This is a genomic window from Streptomyces sp. Root1304, assembly GCF_001426405.1.
Taxonomy (GTDB): domain Bacteria; phylum Actinomycetota; class Actinomycetes; order Streptomycetales; family Streptomycetaceae; genus Streptomyces.
The window spans coordinates 402,473-418,967 of sequence record NZ_LMEP01000022.1 but is presented as its reverse complement, the minus strand read 5'-3'; the positions used below and the strand labels follow the sequence as shown (position 1 = coordinate 418,967).

At 72.2% G+C, this 16,495-nt stretch carries 15 protein-coding genes; all 15 read left to right on the top strand.

All coding sequences use genetic code 11. From position 1 onward, the window contains the following. Positions 1-137: 137 nt before the first annotated feature. A complete protein-coding gene (locus ASD33_RS21280; RefSeq protein WP_056562600.1) occupies positions 138-1,931 on the top strand; it encodes a DUF5941 domain-containing protein in 1,794 nt (597 codons plus the stop codon). Beyond that, positions 1,928-2,665: a phosphocholine cytidylyltransferase family protein gene (locus ASD33_RS21275; protein ID WP_056562598.1), complete on the top strand. Its 738-nt coding sequence runs from the start codon at positions 1,928-1,930 to the stop codon at positions 2,663-2,665. Before ASD33_RS21280 ends, ASD33_RS21275 begins: the two co-directional genes overlap by 4 nt. After that, on the top strand, positions 2,653-3,714 hold the full coding sequence (locus ASD33_RS21270) for an iron-containing alcohol dehydrogenase family protein (RefSeq protein WP_056562594.1): 1,062 nt from the start codon (positions 2,653-2,655) through the stop codon (positions 3,712-3,714). Before ASD33_RS21275 ends, ASD33_RS21270 begins: the two co-directional genes overlap by 13 nt. Beyond that, the gene (locus tag ASD33_RS21265) at positions 3,692-4,471 is read left to right on the top strand and encodes a CDP-alcohol phosphatidyltransferase family protein (RefSeq protein ID WP_079044912.1); all 780 of its coding nucleotides are present in this window, start codon (positions 3,692-3,694) and stop codon (positions 4,469-4,471) included. Before ASD33_RS21270 ends, ASD33_RS21265 begins: the two co-directional genes overlap by 23 nt. Positions 4,472-4,479: 8 nt before the next feature. Then, entirely contained in the window at positions 4,480-5,364 is an 885-nt protein-coding gene (locus tag ASD33_RS21260; protein ID WP_056562591.1) for a glycosyltransferase, read from the top strand. Between the two features lie 49 nt (positions 5,365-5,413). Next, positions 5,414-6,343 carry an ABC transporter permease gene (locus ASD33_RS21255; RefSeq protein WP_056562589.1) on the top strand — a complete coding sequence of 310 codons (930 nt, stop codon included), beginning with the start codon at positions 5,414-5,416 and terminating at the stop codon, positions 6,341-6,343. After that, positions 6,336-7,121: an ABC transporter ATP-binding protein gene (locus ASD33_RS21250; RefSeq protein WP_056562587.1), complete on the top strand. Its 786-nt coding sequence runs from the start codon at positions 6,336-6,338 to the stop codon at positions 7,119-7,121. Before ASD33_RS21255 ends, ASD33_RS21250 begins: the two co-directional genes overlap by 8 nt. A 109-nt stretch (positions 7,122-7,230) precedes the next feature. Next, positions 7,231-7,875: a TetR/AcrR family transcriptional regulator gene (locus ASD33_RS21245; protein WP_056562584.1), complete on the top strand. Its 645-nt coding sequence runs from the start codon at positions 7,231-7,233 to the stop codon at positions 7,873-7,875. A 313-nt stretch (positions 7,876-8,188) separates the two neighbouring features. Further along, on the top strand, positions 8,189-9,100 hold the full coding sequence (gene hpnC, locus ASD33_RS21240; RefSeq protein WP_056562581.1) for a squalene synthase HpnC: 912 nt from the start codon (positions 8,189-8,191) through the stop codon (positions 9,098-9,100). Beyond that, entirely contained in the window at positions 9,097-10,047 is a 951-nt protein-coding gene (hpnD, locus tag ASD33_RS21235; protein WP_056562578.1) for a presqualene diphosphate synthase HpnD, read from the top strand. Before hpnC ends, hpnD begins: the two co-directional genes overlap by 4 nt. Positions 10,048-10,147: 100 nt before the next feature. Continuing rightward, positions 10,148-11,590 carry a hydroxysqualene dehydroxylase HpnE gene (hpnE, locus tag ASD33_RS21230; RefSeq protein ID WP_056562576.1) on the top strand — a complete coding sequence of 481 codons (1,443 nt, stop codon included), beginning with the start codon at positions 10,148-10,150 and terminating at the stop codon, positions 11,588-11,590. Beyond that, positions 11,587-12,687 (top strand): polyprenyl synthetase family protein, encoded by a 1,101-nt coding sequence (locus ASD33_RS21225; protein ID WP_079044911.1) that lies wholly within the window; start codon positions 11,587-11,589, stop codon positions 12,685-12,687. Before hpnE ends, ASD33_RS21225 begins: the two co-directional genes overlap by 4 nt. 107 nt (positions 12,688-12,794) lie before the next feature. Further along, on the top strand, positions 12,795-14,789 hold the full coding sequence (gene shc, locus ASD33_RS21220) for a squalene--hopene cyclase (RefSeq protein WP_056562570.1): 1,995 nt from the start codon (positions 12,795-12,797) through the stop codon (positions 14,787-14,789). Further along, the gene (locus ASD33_RS21215; protein ID WP_056562566.1) at positions 14,789-15,460 is read left to right on the top strand and encodes a 1-hydroxy-2-methyl-2-butenyl 4-diphosphate reductase; all 672 of its coding nucleotides are present in this window, start codon (positions 14,789-14,791) and stop codon (positions 15,458-15,460) included. Before shc ends, ASD33_RS21215 begins: the two co-directional genes overlap by 1 nt. Before the next feature lie 7 nt (positions 15,461-15,467). Continuing rightward, positions 15,468-16,490, top strand: a complete 1,023-nt coding sequence (gene hpnH / locus ASD33_RS21210) for an adenosyl-hopene transferase HpnH (RefSeq protein ID WP_056562564.1) — start codon at positions 15,468-15,470, stop codon at positions 16,488-16,490. Positions 16,491-16,495: the final 5 nt, after the last annotated feature.

The following is a 16,495-nucleotide window of genomic DNA, read 5'->3' as shown; positions in this document are numbered from 1 at the left end:
GAAGCCTCGGTGAACTCGTGTTCCGTTCATCCGATAGCCTCAGCCGACGTGTCGCCGCCCGGTGCCGGGCCGCACCGCCGCGCCCGGGGCCGCCATGGCCCCGCCGGCCCCTCGTCAGCTCCAAGGAGTGAGTTCGTCTGTCGACCGCCATCCTCACCGGCCCCCCGGCACCCGGCTCCTCGCTCGACGGAGACCTGCGGTTGCTCGGCTTCGACGTGAAGGCCGCCTCCGGCGCCGAGGAGGCAGGCGCCCTGCTGGCCGCCGTCCCCGCGGGTGAGCGCGTCGCGCTCGTCGACCCCCGGTTCGTCGGCCACCTGCACGCGCTGCGCCTCGCCCTCACCGACCCCCGGTTCCCCGCCGCCGCCGCACCCGGCGCGCTCACCGCGCAGAGCGGGGCCCGCCCCGCGCTGACCCGCGCCCTGGGCGCGGCCTCGGCGACCGCCGGTGACGGGGACGACCTCACCGGCACCGTCGCCGACGCCCTCGACGCCGACGGCGTCGCCGTGCACCGGCCCCAGCTCGGCACCCTCGTCGCCACCGTCCCCACCGACGCCGAGGCCCGCCACGAGGCCCGCGCCGCCGTCGCCGCCGTGGACGACGAGGCCGTACGCCTCCGCTCGGCCGTCAAGGCCCACGACGGCTTCTTCACCACCTTCTTCATCAGCCCGTACTCGCGCTACATCGCCCGCTGGTGCGCGCGCCGCGGACTGACCCCCAACCAGGTCACCACCGCCTCGCTGCTCACCGCGCTCGTCGCGGCCGCCTGCGCGGCGACCGGCGAGCGCGGCGGCTACATCGCCGCCGGCGTCCTGCTCCTGGTCTCCTTCGTCCTCGACTGCACCGACGGGCAGCTCGCCCGCTACGCGCTGAAGTACTCGACGATGGGCGCCTGGCTCGACGCCACCTTCGACCGCGCCAAGGAGTACGCCTTCTACGCGGGCCTCGCCCTCGGCGCCGCCCGCAACGGCGACGACGTCTGGGCCCTGGCCCTCGGCGCGATGATCCTGATGACCTGCCGGCACGTGGTGGACTTCTCGTTCAACGAGGCCAACCACGACGCCACCGCCAACACCAGCCCCACCGCGGCCCTCTCCGACCGGCTCGACAGCCTCGGCTGGACCGTCTGGGCCCGCCGCATGATCATCCTGCCGATCGGCGAGCGCTGGGCGATGATCGCGGTCCTCACCGCCTTCACCAACCCCCGGATCGTCTTCTGGGCGCTGATCATCGGCTGCGCCTTCGGCGCCTGCTACACGACGGCCGGCCGCGTCCTGCGCTCCCTGACCCGCAAGGCGAAGCGCACCGACCGGGCCGCCCAGGCCCTGGCCGACCTCGCGGACTCCGGGCCGCTGGCCGGAATGTTCGCCCGCATCGGACGCCGCGGTCCGCGCTCCGCCTTCACGGCGCCGATCCTGGCGGCCATCGCCGCGGCGATGGTGCTCGTCAACTCGTACGTCATCGGCCCGGGCGCGTCGAACGTGGCCGCCGCTGTCGGCTACGCCTGTTTCGCCGGCTTCGCTGTCGCCGCGCCCCTCAAGGGCCCCCTCGACTGGCTGCTGCCCCCGCTCTTCCGCGCCGCCGAGTACGGCACGATCCTGCTCCTCGCGGCGAAGTCGGACGCGCCTCACGCGCTCCCCGCCGCATTCGGGCTGGTCGCGGCGGTCGCCTACCATCACTACGACACGGTGTACCGCATCCGCGGCGGCACCGGCGCACCGCCCGCCTGGCTGGTGCGCGTCACCGGCGGACACGAGGGGCGCACGCTCCTGGTGACCGTCCTCGCCGCCCTGCTGGCGGACCGCGGCGACGACTTCACCCTGGCACTGACCGCCCTCGCGGTCGCCGTCGCCCTCGTGGTGCTCGTGGAGTCCATCCGCTTCTGGGTCTCCTCCGGAGCACCCGCCGTTCACGACGAAGGAGAAACAGCATGATCGGTCTCGTACTGGCAGCCGGTGCCGGACGGCGTCTGCGCCCCTACACCGACACCCTTCCGAAGGCCCTCGTGCCCGTCGACGGCGAGATCACGATCCTCGACGGGACGCTGAAGAACTTCGCCGAGATCGGCCTCACCGAGGTCGCGATCGTCGTCGGCTACCGCAAGGAGGCCGTCTACGACCGCAAGGAGGCCCTGGAGGCGAAGTACGGCCTCAAGATCACCCTGGTCGACAACGACAAGGCCGAGGAGTGGAACAACGCCTACTCCCTGTGGTGCGCGCGTGACGTCCTCAAGCGCGGTGTGATCCTCGCCAACGGCGACACCGTCCACCCGGTCTCCGTCGAGAAGACCCTGCTCGCCGCCCGCGGCGAGGGCAAGAAGATCATCCTCGCCCTCGACACGGTGAAGCACCTCGCCGACGAGGAGATGAAGGTCATCACCGCCGAGGGCAAGGGCGTCCAGCGCATCACCAAGCTGATGGACCCGGCCACCGCCACCGGCGAGTACATCGGTGTCACCCTCATCGAGGCCGAGGCCGCCGAGGAGCTCGCCGACGCCCTCAAGGCCACCTTCGAGCGCGACCCCGACCTGTACTACGAGGACGGCTACCAGGAGCTCGTCAACCGCGGCTTCACCGTCGACGTCGAGCCCATCGGCGACGTCACGTGGGTCGAGATCGACAACCACGACGACCTCGCGAAGGGCCGTGAGATCGCGTGCCAGTACTGACCCGGCTGATCCCTTCGCCGGTCGTCGTCGACATCCGCAGGGGAGCGCTGGACGACCTGTCCGCGCTCCTCGCGGACCAGCGGATCTCCAGCAACGGCAAGATCGCCGTCGCCATCAGCGGCGGTTCGGGCCTCAAGCTGCGTGACCACTTCGCCCCCGAGCTGCCCGGCGCCGACTGGTACCCGGTCTCCGGCGGCACCATCGACGAGGCCGTGAAGCTCGCCGACGCCATGCGCGGCAAGCGGTACGACGCCGTGGTGGCCCTCGGCGGCGGCAAGATCATCGACGTGACCAAGTACGCGGCGGCCCGGGTCGGGCTGCCGCTGGTGGCCATCGCGACCAATCTGTCGCACGACGGGATCTGCTCGCCGATCTCCACCCTGGACAACGACAACGGGCGCGGCTCCTACGGTGTGCCGACCCCGATCGCGCTGGTCATCGACCTCGACGTGATCCGGGACGCCCCGGTGCGCTACGTCCGCTCCGGCATCGGCGACGCGATCTCCAACCTCTCCGCCATCGCGGACTGGGAGCTGTCGCACCAGGTGACCGGGGAGCCCGTCGACGGCCTCGCGGCCGCCATGGCGCGCAGCGCCGGCGAGGCCGTGCTCCGGCACCCCGGCGGCGTCGGCGACGACGACTTCCTCGTCACCCTCTCCGAGGGCCTGGTGATGTCCGGCATCGCCATGTCGATCAGCGGGGACAGCCGCCCCTCCTCGGGCGCCTGCCACGAGATCAGCCACGCCTTCGACCTGCTCTTCCCGGCCCGCGCCGCCAGCCACGGCGAGCAGTGCGGCCTCGGAGCGGCCTTCGCCATGCACCTGCGCGGCGCCCGCGACGGCTCCGCGCTGATGGTCGAGACCCTGCGCCGGCACGGACTTCCCGTCCTGCCGGAGGAGATGGGCTTCACCGTGGACGAGTTCGTCCAGGCGGTGTCCTTCGCCCCGCAGACCCGGCCGGGCCGCTTCACCATCCTCGAACACCTCGACCTGTCCGACGACGAGATCAGGGACGCGTACGCCGACTATGCCAAAGCCATCCGTAGCTGAGCTCCGCCCGGTCGTCCACCCTCCGGGTGTGAAGGACCGGCGCAGTGGAGAGCACTGGGGCGGCCGCATGTACATGCGGGAGATCTCGCTCCGGATCACCCGCGTGCTCGTCGGCACCAAGGTCACGCCGAACCAGCTCACGTACGTCATGACCCTCGCGGGTGTCCTCGCGGCCCCGGCCCTGCTCGTCCCCGGCATCCCCGGGGCGCTGCTCGGCGCGCTCATGGTCCAGCTCTACCTGCTGCTCGACTGCGTCGACGGCGAGGTGGCCCGCTGGAAGAAGCAGTTCTCGCTGGCCGGTGTCTACCTGGACCGGGTCGGCGCCTACCTGTGCGACGCTGCGGTGCTCGTCGGCTTCGGCCTGCGCGCCGCCGACCTGTGGGGCTCGGGCCGGATCGACTGGCTGTGGGCCTTCCTCGGCACGCTCGCCGCGCTCGGCGCCATCCTGATCAAGGCCGAGACCGACCTCGTCGGTGTCGCCCGGCACCAGGGCGGACTGCCGCCGGTCAAGGAGTCGGCCTCCGAGCCGCGCTCCTCCGGCATGGCGCTGGCCCGCAGGGCCGCCGGGGCGCTGAAGTTCCACCGGCTCGTCCTCGGCATCGAGGCCTCGCTGCTCATCGTGGTCCTGGCGATCGCGGACCAGGTCCGCGGCGACCTGTTCTTCACCCGGCTCGGCGTCGCCGTCCTCGCCGGCATCGCCCTGCTCCAGACCGTGCTGCACCTGGTGTCGATCATGGTCTCCAGCAGGCTGAAGTGAGGCCGGCCGTGAGTGCACCGCTCAAGGTGGGCGCCGTCGTCATCACGATGGGCAACCGCCCCGACGACCTGCGCGCGCTGATCGACTCGGTCGCCAAGCAGGAGGGCGACCCCGTCGAGGTCGTCGTCGTCGGCCAGGGCACCCCGGTCACCGGGGTGCCCGACTGGGTACGGACCGTCGACCTGCCGGAGAACGTCGGCATCCCCGCCGGCCGGAACGTCGGCATCGAGGCCTTCGGCCCCGGCGGCACCGACGTCGACGTCCTGCTCTTCCTCGACGACGACGGCCTCCTCGCCCACGCCGACACCGCCGAACTGGTCCGGCAGGCCTTCACCGCCGACCCGCGCCTGGGCATCATCACCTTCCGGATCGCCGACCCGGAGACCGGGGCCACCCAGCGCCGGCACGTGCCGCGGCTGCGCGCCTCCGACCCGATGCGCTCCTCGCGGGTGACCACCTTCCTCGGTGGCGCCAACGCCGTCCGCACCAAGGTGTTCGCCGAAGTCGGCGGCCTGCCGGACGAGTTCTTCTACGCGCACGAGGAGACCGACCTCGCCTGGCGCGCGCTCGACGCCGACTGGATGATCGACTACCGTTCCGACATGGTGCTGTTGCACCCCACCACAGCACCCTCCCGCCACGCCTCGTACCACTTCAACGTGGCCCGCAACCGAGTCTGGCTGGCACGCCGCAATCTGCCCGCGCCCCTGGTGCCGGTGTATCTCGGCGTCTGGCTCCTGCTCACCCTGGCCCGTCGGCCCTCGCCCTCCGCGCTCAAGGCATGGTTCGGCGGATTCCGTGCGGGCTGGACGACCCCCTGCGGACCGCGCCGCCCCATGAGGTGGCGTACGGTGTGGCGGCTGACCCGGCTGGGTCGCCCCCCGGTCGTCTGACATCGTGGTACCGACGTGCCGCGCATCTTGAACACGAAAGTTTCGACTTGTGAGTGACACACACCAGGGCGGGGCGGTCGCGACGAGCGCGCCCCCGTCCGTCGACGAGGGCCTGACCCCCGCCGCGCTGGCCTCGAAGTACGGTCTCTCGGTCAGTGGCGCCCGGCCCGGACTGTTCGAGTACGTACGCGAGCTGTGGAGCCGCCGCCACTTCATCCTGGCGTTCTCCTCGGCGAAGCTGACCGCCCAGTACAGCCAGGCGAAGCTGGGGCAGGTGTGGCAGGTCGCGACCCCGCTGCTCAACGCCCTGGTCTACTACCTGATCTTCGGGCTCATCCTGGACGCCGGACGCGGCATGTCCAAGGGGGTCTACATCCCCTTCCTCGTCACCGGCATCTTCGTGTTCACCTTCACCCAGAACTCGGTCATGGCCGGCGTCCGGGCGATCTCCGGGAACCTCGGCCTGGTCCGGGCCCTGCACTTCCCCCGGGCCACGCTGCCGATCTCGTTCTCCCTGCAGCAGCTCCAGCAGCTGCTGTTCTCGATGGTCGTGCTCGTCGCGGTCGCGATCTCCTTCGGCAGCTACCCCTCGCTGCGCTGGCTGCTGCTGATCCCGGCCCTGCTGCTGCAGTTCGTGTTCAACATCGGACTCGCCATGATCGTGGCCCGGATGGGCGCGAAGACGCCCGACCTGGCCCAGCTGATGCCGTTCATCATGCGCACCTGGATGTACGCGTCCGGCGTCATGTTCTCGATCACCACGATGCTCGCCGACAAGCCCGCGTGGATCGCCGACGTCCTCATGTACAACCCGGCGGCGGTCTACATGGACCTGATCCGCTACTCCCTCATCGAGGGATACGGCGCCGAGAACCTGCCCTCGCACGTCTGGCTGACCGCGCTCGGCTGGGCGGTGGCCTTCGGCATCGGCGGCTTCGTCTACTTCTGGAAGGCCGAGGAGAGGTACGGCCGTGGCTGACACCAACCGGTCCAACGTTCCCACCGTCATCTGCGACGACGTCCACATCGTCTACCGGGTCAACGCCGGTGGCGGCGGCAAGGGCAGCGCCACGGCGGCGCTCAGCCGCATCGTCGGCCGCGGCAAGGCCGAGGTCAGCCGGGGCGTCCGCAAGGTGCACGCGGTGCGCGGTGTCACCTTCACCGCCTACCGGGGCGAGGCCATCGGCCTCATCGGCTCCAACGGCTCCGGCAAGTCCACGCTGCTCCGCGCCGTCGCGGGACTCCTGCCCACCGAGAGCGGCAAGGTCTACACCGACGGCCAGCCCTCGCTGCTCGGCGTCAACGCGGCCCTCATGAACGACCTCACCGGCGAGCGCAACGTGATCCTCGGCGGCCTCGCCATGGGCATGAGCCGCGAGGAGGTGCGCTCGCGGTACGAGGGGATCGTCGACTTCTCCGGCATCAACGAGAAGGGCGACTTCATCAGCCTGCCGATGCGGACGTACTCCTCCGGCATGGGCGCCCGGCTCCGCTTCGCCATCGCGGCCGCCAAGAACCACGACGTCCTCCTCATCGACGAGGCGCTGGCGACCGGTGACCGCAAGTTCCAGATCCGCTCCGAGGAGCGCATCAGGGAGCTCCGCAAGGAGGCCGGCACGGTCTTCCTGGTGAGCCACAGCAACAAGTCCATCCGGGACACCTGCGACCGGGTGCTCTGGCTGGAGAAGGGCCAGCTCCTCATGGACGGTCCCACGGACGAGGTGCTCAAGGCGTACGAGCGGGAGACCGCCCGCTGACCTCGCTCCCCGAGCCGCCCCCACCTCTTCCGGTGGGGGCGCTTCCGATTTTCGCGCGTCATGCCCCGCCTGGAATGTGCATGCGGTCAACATCGGGCAGGATGAGCCCATGCCAGCGATCTCGGGGGGAAAGACCTACCACCACGGCGACCTGCGCAACGCGCTGATCTGCGCCGCCGTCGACCTCGCGACCGAGGGCGGACCCGAGCGGGTCGTCCTCCGGGAGGCGGCCCGCCGGGTCGGCGTCTCGCCCACCGCCGCCTACCGGCACTTCGAGGGGCGCGGCGAACTCCTCCGTACGGTCAAGGCCCACGCCCAGCGGCTCCTCGCCGACGCCATGGAGCGGGCCGCGGCCCGCGAGCCCGGCGCCGACGACCCCGCCCTCGCGGCCGAGCGGCGGCTCGCCGCCCTCTGCCGGGGATACGTCGGCTTCGCCGTGGAACACCCCGGCCTCTACCGGGCCGCGTTCTGTGTCCCCCGGCCGGCCGGGGCGGACCGCCCGGAACCGGCCGGACGGCAGGCGCCCGAGCCCGAGATCCGCGCCTTCACCCTGCTCCGGGAGACCCTCGAAGCCCTCGTCGGAACCCCCCGGCCCGGCGTCCGCGCCGCCGGTGGTGCCGCAGCGTGGTCGGCCGTTCACGGACTGTCACTTCTCCTGCTCGACGGGCCTCTTCGCCGCCTTCCGGCCCAGCGCAGGAACGCCGTCGTCGAGACCACCCTCGCCATGGTCGTCTCCGGAACCCGCACCCCCTGAGCCCCGCTCGGGGCCGAACTCCCTTGCGGGGGCGCCGGGTTGACGACTCGTTCGGGTGAGGGCCGGAGCGCCCGGCACCCCGGAACGGCGACGGTCGTCGTACAACGTAAGCTGGAGCGGTCTGTTTCGCGGCAAGTAGGGCGATACCCCGCGGCCATCGGGCCTCCGGGCGGCGGCTCTACGGGCAGGGGTCGGCGGCGTGTCCGAAATAGGATGGATTGGATCGGCAGTGTAGAACGGGAGACGTGACGGCCATGACGCAGAATCTCCAGCTCCACGAGGGTGTCGCCGTCCCTCCGTCGGGCAGTGACCTGTGACGGATACCAGCCAGGCGCGCACCGACGCCGCCTCGCGCGCCACACTCGGCAAGGCCGCGGACGAGAACTTCCCCGTGGCCCCCTTCTTCCTGCCCCGGGCCTGGCGCGACGACCTCATGGCCGTCTACGGCTTCGCCCGCCTCGTCGACGACATCGGCGACGGCGACCTCGCCCCCGGCGGCGCCGACGCCCGCCACCTCGGCCTCGCCCCCGAGACCGCCCGCGACCGCCTCGCCTTCCTCGACGCCTTCGAGACCGACCTCCGCCGCGTCTTCGACGGCACCCCCCGGCACCCCCTGCTGCGCGGCCTCCAGCCGACGGTCCGGCGCTGCGGGCTCACCCCCGAGCCCTTCCTCGGCCTCGTCGCCGCCAACCGCCAGGACCAGCAGGTCGGCCGCTACGAGACCTACGACGACCTCCTCGCGTACTGCGAGCTCTCGGCCAACCCCGTCGGCCGGCTCGTCCTCGGGATCACCGGCACCGACACCCCCGAACGGATCAGGCGCTCCGACGAGATCTGCACCGCCCTGCAGATCGTCGAGCACCTCCAGGACGTCGCCGAGGACCTCGCCCGGGACCGGATCTACCTCCCCGCCGAGGACCTCAAGCGCTTCCACGTCACCGAGAGCGACCTCGCCCGGCCCACCGCCGGTGCCTCCGTGCGCGCCCTGATCGCCTTCGAGGCCGAGCGGGCCCGCGCCCTGCTCGACGCGGGCGCCCCCCTCGTCAGCAGCGTCCACGGCCGGCTGCGGCTCCTCCTCGCCGGATTCACCGCAGGGGGCCTCGCCGCGCTCGACGCGATCACCGACGCCGGATTCGACGTGCTGACCGGGCCACCGAAGGCCACCAAGCCGAGCCTGATGCGCCAGGCGGGAGCGGTTCTGCTCCGGGCGCGGAAAGAGGGGTGAGCGCGACCGTGGAGGCACAGCCCCAGCCGTCCGCACCCGTACAGGCCGCCTACAGCTACTGCGAGGCGGTCACCGGACAGCAGGCGCGGAACTTCGCCTACGGAATCCGGCTGCTGCCGACCGAGAAGCGGCAGGCGATGTCCGCGCTGTACGCCTTCTCCCGGCGCGTCGACGACATCGGCGACGGCACGCTCCCGCCCGAGGCCAAGCAGGAGCGCCTGGAGGCCACCCGCGCCCTGCTCGACCGCGTCCGGGCCGACGAGATCGACGAGGACGACACCGACCCCGTCGCCGTCGCCCTGGCCGACTCGGCCCGCCGTTTCCCGATCCCGCTCGGCGGCCTCGACGAACTCATCGACGGCGTCCTCATGGACGTGCACGGCGCGACCTACGAGACCTGGGACGACCTCAAGGTCTACTGCCGCTGCGTCGCCGGAGCCATCGGCCGGCTCTCCCTCGGCGTCTTCGGCACCCAGCCCGGCGCCCAGGGCGCCGAGCGCGCCGCCGAGTACGCCGACACCCTGGGCCTCGCGCTCCAACTCACCAACATCCTCAGGGACGTACGCGAGGACGCCGGGAACGGGCGCACCTACCTGCCCTCCGACGACCTCGCCAAGTTCGGCTGCGGTGACGGCTTCGACAGCGACACCCCGCCCGCCGGCGCCGACTTCGCCGGCCTCGTCCACTTCGAAGTCCGGCGCGCCCGCGCCCTGTTCGCCGAGGGCTACGGACTCCTGCCCATGCTCGACCGGCGCAGCGGCGCCTGCGTCGCCGCCATGGCCGGGATCTACCGGCGCCTCCTCGACCGGATCGAGCGCGACCCCGAGGCCGTGCTCCGCGGCCGCGTCTCGCTGCCCGGACGCGAGAAGGCCTACGTGGCGGTGCGCGGGCTCTCCGGCCTCGACACCCGCCACATCGCCCGGCGCGCCGTCAGGAGGCGTGTCTGATGCGCCCGTACGCCCCCGGCCGCGGGGCAACCCCGGGCGCCGCCACGGCGTCCCTGACCGAGGTGCCCCACCCGCCCACGACGAACCGAACGGAGGCAGCGTGACCCACGAAGGAACCGAGCGGCACGCCTCGCCGGACGCTCCCGGCTCCGGCGCCCCGACCGGCGGCGGCCGGCGGCCCCGCGCCGTCGTCGTCGGCGGCGGGCTCGCCGGGGTCACCGCCGCGCTCCAGCTCGCCGAGAGCGGCCTCCACGTCACCCTCCTCGAAGGCCGGCCCCGGCTCGGCGGCCTGGCGTTCTCCTTCCGCCGCGGCGACCTCACCGTCGACAACGGCCAGCACGTCTACCTGCGCTGCTGCACCGCCTACCGCTGGTTCCTCGACCGGATCGACGGAGCCCGGCTCGCCCCGCTCCAGGACCGCCTCGACGTGCCCGTGCTCGACGTCGCCCACCCGCGCGGCCCGCGCCTCGGCCGGATCCGCCGCGACGCCCTCCCCGTACCGCTGCACCTCGCGCGCAGCCTCGCCACGTACCCCCATCTCTCGCTCGCCGAGCGGGCCTCCGTCGGCCGGGCCGCGCTCGCCCTGAAGAAGCTCGACCCCGCCGATCCGGCGCTCGACGGCATCGACTTCGCCACCTGGCTCGGCCGGCACGGGCAGTCCCCGCGGACCGTCGAGGCGCTGTGGGACCTCGTCGGCATCCCCACCCTCAACGCCCCCGCCCCGCAGGCCTCCATGGGGCTCGCCGCGATGGTCTTCAAGACCGGTCTGCTCTCCGAGCCCGGCGCCGCCGACATCGGCTGGGCCCACGTCCCGCTCGGTGAACTCCACGACACCCGGGCGGCGAAGGAACTCGACGCGCTCGGCGTCCGCACCGCGCTCCGGACCAAGGCCGAACGGATCTCGCGTACCGGCGACGGGCGTTGGGCCGTCGACGTACCCGGCGAGACCCTGGAGGCGGACGTCGTCGTCCTCGCCGTACCGCAGCAGGAGACCCACGGCCTGCTGCCCGAGGGCGCCCTCGACGACCCCGACCGGCTGCTCGACATCGCCAACGCCCCCATCCTCAACCTCCACGTCGTCTACGACCGCAAGGTGCTGAAGCGCCCCTTCTTCACCGCGCTCGGCTCGCCCGTGCAGTGGGTCTTCGACCGCACCGACTCCTCCGGGCTCACCGGCGGCGGCCAGTACCTCGCCGTCTCCCAGTCGGCCGCCGAGGACGAGATCGACGTACCCGTCGCCGCCCTGCGCGCGAAGTACCTCCCCGAGCTGGAGCGGCTGCTGCCCGCCGCCCGGGGAGCGGGCATCCGCGACTTCTTCGTCACCAGGGAGCGGACGGCCACGTTCGCCCCGACCCCGGGCGTCGGCAGGCTCCGCCCCGGCGCCCGTACCCGGGCGCCCGGGCTGTACCTGGCCGGGGCCTGGACCGCCACCGGCTGGCCCGCGACCATGGAGGGGGCGGTGCGCAGCGGCTTCAGCGCCGCGGGCGCCGCGCTCTCCGCCCTCGGCCGCCGCCATGACCATCCGCTGCAGGAGGCGGCATGAGTGTGAGTACCGGAACAAGAGGAGAGACCGTGCCGACTGTGCCGCCGGGTAATCCGGCCGTCGACACCGCGGACGTGTCCGCACTGCTGGAGCGGGGGCGGACCCTGTCCACCCCCGTACTGCGGGCGGCCGTCGACCGCCTCGCGCCGCCCATGGACACCGTGGCCGCCTACCACTTCGGCTGGATCGACGCGCAGGGCAACCCCGCGGACGGGGACGGCGGCAAGGCCGTCCGCCCCGCGCTCGCCCTGCTGTCGGCCGAGGCCGCGGGCGCCGCGCCCGAGGTCGGCATCCCCGGCGCCGTCGCCGTGGAACTCGTCCACAACTTCTCGCTGCTGCACGACGACCTGATGGACGGCGACGAGCAGCGTCGCCACCGCGACACCGTGTGGAAGGTGCACGGACCCGCGCAGGCCATCCTCGTCGGCGACGCCCTGTTCGCGCTCGCCAACGAGATCCTGCTGGAGCTGGGCACCGTGGAGGCCGGCCGGGCGACCCGCAGGCTCACCACCGCCAGCCGCAAGCTGATCGACGGCCAGGCCCAGGACATCTCCTACGAGCACCGCGAGCGGGTCACCGTCGAGGAGTGCCTGGAGATGGAGGGCAACAAGACGGGCGCCCTGCTCGCCTGCGCCGTCTCCATCGGCGCCGTCCTCGGCGGCGCCGACGACCGCACCGCCGACAAGCTGGAGGAGTACGGCTACCACCTCGGCCTCGCCTTCCAGGCCGTGGACGACCTGCTCGGCATCTGGGGCGACCCGGAGGCCACCGGCAAGCAGACCTGGAGCGACCTGCGCCAGCGCAAGAAGTCCCTGCCGGTCGTCGCCGCCCTCGCCGCCGGCGGCGAGGCCTCCGAGCGCCTCGGCGAACTCCTCGCCGCGGACGCCAAGTCCAATGACTTCGACACCTTCTCCGAGGAGGAGTTCGCCACCCGCGCGGCCCTCATCGAGGAGGCCGGAGGACGCGAGTGGACCTCCCAGGAGGCCCGCCGCCAGCACGCCGTCGCGATCGAGGCCCTGAACGAGGTGGACATGCCCGCGCGGGTGCGGGACCAGCTCGTCGCACTCGCCGACTTCGTCGTCGTACGGAAGAGATGATCACCATCACCCTGATATGAGTTCGCGGTCGCCGGCCGGTGCCCTCCGGCGCCGGCCGACGGCAGACCCGTGGAAGCAGAAGAAACCGACTGCGCAAAGGGGAAGCCATGACAGCGACGACCGACGGAAGCGCCGGGGCCGTGGGCCCCCGGGCAGCCGCGGCCAGCAAGACGAACGAGCCCCGACCTGATGGTGCCACCGCGCCGGACCTGGACGGCGCCGCCGCCCTGGCCACGGAACGGGCCGTCGAACACCTCCTCGCCCGACAGGACCCCGAGGGCTGGTGGAAGGGCGACCTGGAGACCAACGTCACCATGGACGCCGAGGACCTCCTGCTCCGCCAGTTCCTGGGCATCCTCGACGCGGACACCACCCGCGCCGCGGCCCTCCACATCCGCCGCCTGCAGCGCGAGGACGGCGCCTGGGCCACCTTCCACGGCGGACCCGGAGACCTCTCCGCCACCATCGAGGGCTATGTGGCCCTGCGGCTCGCCGGAGACCTGCCCGACGCCCCGCACATGGCCCGCGCCTCCGCCTGGGTCCGCGCCGGGGGAGGGATCGCCGCCGCCCGGGTCTTCACCCGGATCTGGCTCGCCCTCTTCGGCTGGTGGCGCTGGGACGACCTGCCCGAGCTGCCCCCGGAACTGCTCTTCCTGCCCAAGTGGTTCCCGCTGAACATCTACGACTTCGGCTGCTGGGCCCGGCAGACCATCGTGCCGCTCACCGTGGTCTCCGCGAAGCGACCCGTACGCCCCGCGCCCTTCCCCCTCGACGAGCTGCACACCGATCCGGCGCGCCCGAACCCGCCCCGGCCGCTCGCCCCCGCCACCGGCTGGGACGGGATCTTCCAGCGGCTCGACAAGGCCCTGCACGTCTACCACCGGCTCGCGCCGCGCTCCGTGCGCGGGACCGCGATGAACCTCGCGGCCCGCTGGATCGTCGAGCGCCAGGAGAACGACGGCTGCTGGGGCGGCATCCAGCCCCCCGCCGTCTACTCCGTGATCGCCCTCCACCTCCTCGGGTACGACCTGGGGCACCCCGTCATGCGGGCCGGCCTCGAATCCCTCGACCGGTTCGCCGTGTGGCGGGAGGACGGCTCACGGATGATCGAGGCCTGTCAGTCGCCCGTCTGGGACACCTGCCTCGCCACCATCGCACTCGCCGACGCGGGACTCCGCCCCGACCACCCGGCGCTGGTGAAGGCCGTCGACTGGATGCTCGACGAGGAGATCACCCGGACCGGGGACTGGGCGGTACGCCGGCCCGGACTGCCCCCGGGCGGCTGGGCGTTCGAGTTCCACAACGACACCTACCCCGACATCGACGACACCGCCGAGGTGCTGCTCGCGCTGCGCCGGGTCGACCACCCCGACCCCGCCCGGGTGTCGGCGGCCGTCGACCGGGGAGCCCGCTGGACGCTCGGCATGCAGTCGCAGGACGGCGGCTGGGGCGCCTTCGACGCCGACAACACCAGCGTCCTCCCCAACAAGCTCCCCTTCTGCGACTTCGGCGAGGTCATCGACCCGCCCTCCGCCGACGTCACCGCCCACGTGGTGGAGATGCTCGCCTACGAGGGAATGGCCCAGGACCCCCGCACCCGCAGGGGAATCGAGTGGCTGCTCGCCGAACAGGAGCCGAACGGCGCCTGGTTCGGCCGCTGGGGCGTCAACTACGTCTACGGCACCGGCTCGGTGCTCCCCGCGCTCACCGCGGCCGGCCTCCCCGTCTCCCACTCGGCGGTCCGCCGGGCCGTCGGCTGGCTCGGCTCCGTACAGAACGAGGACGGCGGCTGGGGCGAGGACCTCCGCTCGTACCACGAGAAGGAGTGGACCGGGCGAGGCGCCTCCACCGCCTCCCAGACCGCCTGGGCGCTCATCGCCCTGCTCGCCGCGGGCGAGCGGGACTCCGAGCCCGTCCGGCGGGGCGTCGCCTGGCTCGCCGAGACCCAGCGGGAGGACGGTTCCTGGGACGAGCCGTACTTCACCGGCACCGGCTTCCCCTGGGACTTCTCCATCAACTACCACCTCTACCGTCAGGTCTTCCCCCTCACGGCGCTCGGCCGCTACGTGCACGGGGAACCCTCGCTCGGCAAGGCACGGTGATGGGACGCGAGCCGGGCCCCGGCGCCCCGCCGCCGCTGCTGATCGCCTGCGCGCTCGGCATCGAGCAGCTCGCCCTGCGCAGCGGCGACCGGGGCGGAGCCCCCGGGCCCGTCACCGTGCTGCGCACCGGCATGGGGCCCGACCGTGCCCGTACGGCGGTCTCCCGCGCCCTCGCCGAGGAAGGCTGGCGGGACGCCGCCGTCATCGCCTCCGGGTTCTGCGCGGGGCTCGCCCCCGGCATGCACCCCGGGGACCTGGTCGTCGCCGACGAGACCCGCGGCCCCGACGGCACGACCCTCTGCTCCGGCACCGAGCTGCTGGTGAAGGCGCTGGTCAGAGCCGTACCCGGGCGGGCCGTGCACACCGGGCCGCTGACCGGCTCCGACCATGTGGTGCGCGGGCCCGAGCGGGCCGCGCTGCGGTCCACCGGCGCCATCGCCGTCGACATGGAGTCCGCCGCGACCCTGGGGACGGCCCAGGGCACCGAGGTGCCCGGCGGCGGTCCGGAGGCCCGCCCGGTTGCGGCCGTCCGGGTGGTCGTGGACGCTCCAGAACATGAGCTGGTCCGGATCGGCACGGTGCGCGGGGGAATATCGGCCTTCCGTGTCCTTCGTGCCGTCCTTCCCGCATTCTTCGAATGGCACCGTTCTTTGCTGCTCCCCAGGAGGTGAACGAGTTATGGCCATGCCGCTCCGTCAGTCCATCCGGGTCGGGACCTACCTCTTCGAACAGAAGCTCCGCAAGCGCGAGAAGTTTCCGCTCATCGTCGAACTCGAACCGCTCTTCGCCTGCAACCTCAAGTGCGAGGGCTGCGGGAAGATCCAGCACCCGGCCGGCGTCCTCAAGCAGCGCATGCCCGTCGCCCAGGCCGTCGGCGCGGTCCTGGAGTCCGGTGCCCCCATGGTGTCCATCGCGGGCGGCGAGCCCCTGATGCACCCTCAGATCGATGAGATCGTGCGGCAGTTGGTGGCCAAGAGGAAGTACGTCTTCCTCTGCACCAACGCGATGCTGCTCCGCAAGAAGCTGGAGAACTTCACCCCTTCCCCGTACTTCGCCTTCGCCGTGCACATCGACGGCCTGCGCGAGCGGCACGACGAGTCGGTCGCCAAGGAAGGCGTGTTCGACGAGGCGGTGGCGGCGATCAAGGAGGCCAAGCGGCGCGGCTTCCGGGTCACCACCAATTCGACCTTCTTCAACACCGACACCCCGCAGACCATCATCGAGGTCCTCAATTTCCTCAACGACGACCTCCAGGTCGACGAAATGATGATCTCGCCCGCCTACGCGTACGAGAAGGCGCCCGACCAGGAGCACTTCCTCGGCGTCGAGCAGACCCGCGAACTCTTCAAGAAGGCGTTCTCCGGAGGGAACAGGCGCCGCTGGCGCCTCAACCACTCGCCGCTCTTCCTGGACTTCCTGGAAGGAAAGGCGGACTTCCCCTGCACCGCCTGGGCCATTCCCAACTACTCGCTCTTCGGCTGGCAGCGCCCCTGCTATCTCATGAGCGACGGCTACGTCCCCACGTACCGCGAACTCATCGAGGACACCGACTGGGACAAGTACGGCCGCGGCAAGGACCCGCGCTGCGCCAACTGCATGGCGCACTGCGGCTACGAGCCCACCGCCGTCCTGGCCACCATGGGCTCGCTCAAGGAGTCCCTGCGCGCGGTCAGGGAGACCGTCTCCGGGAACAACGCGTGAGGCGG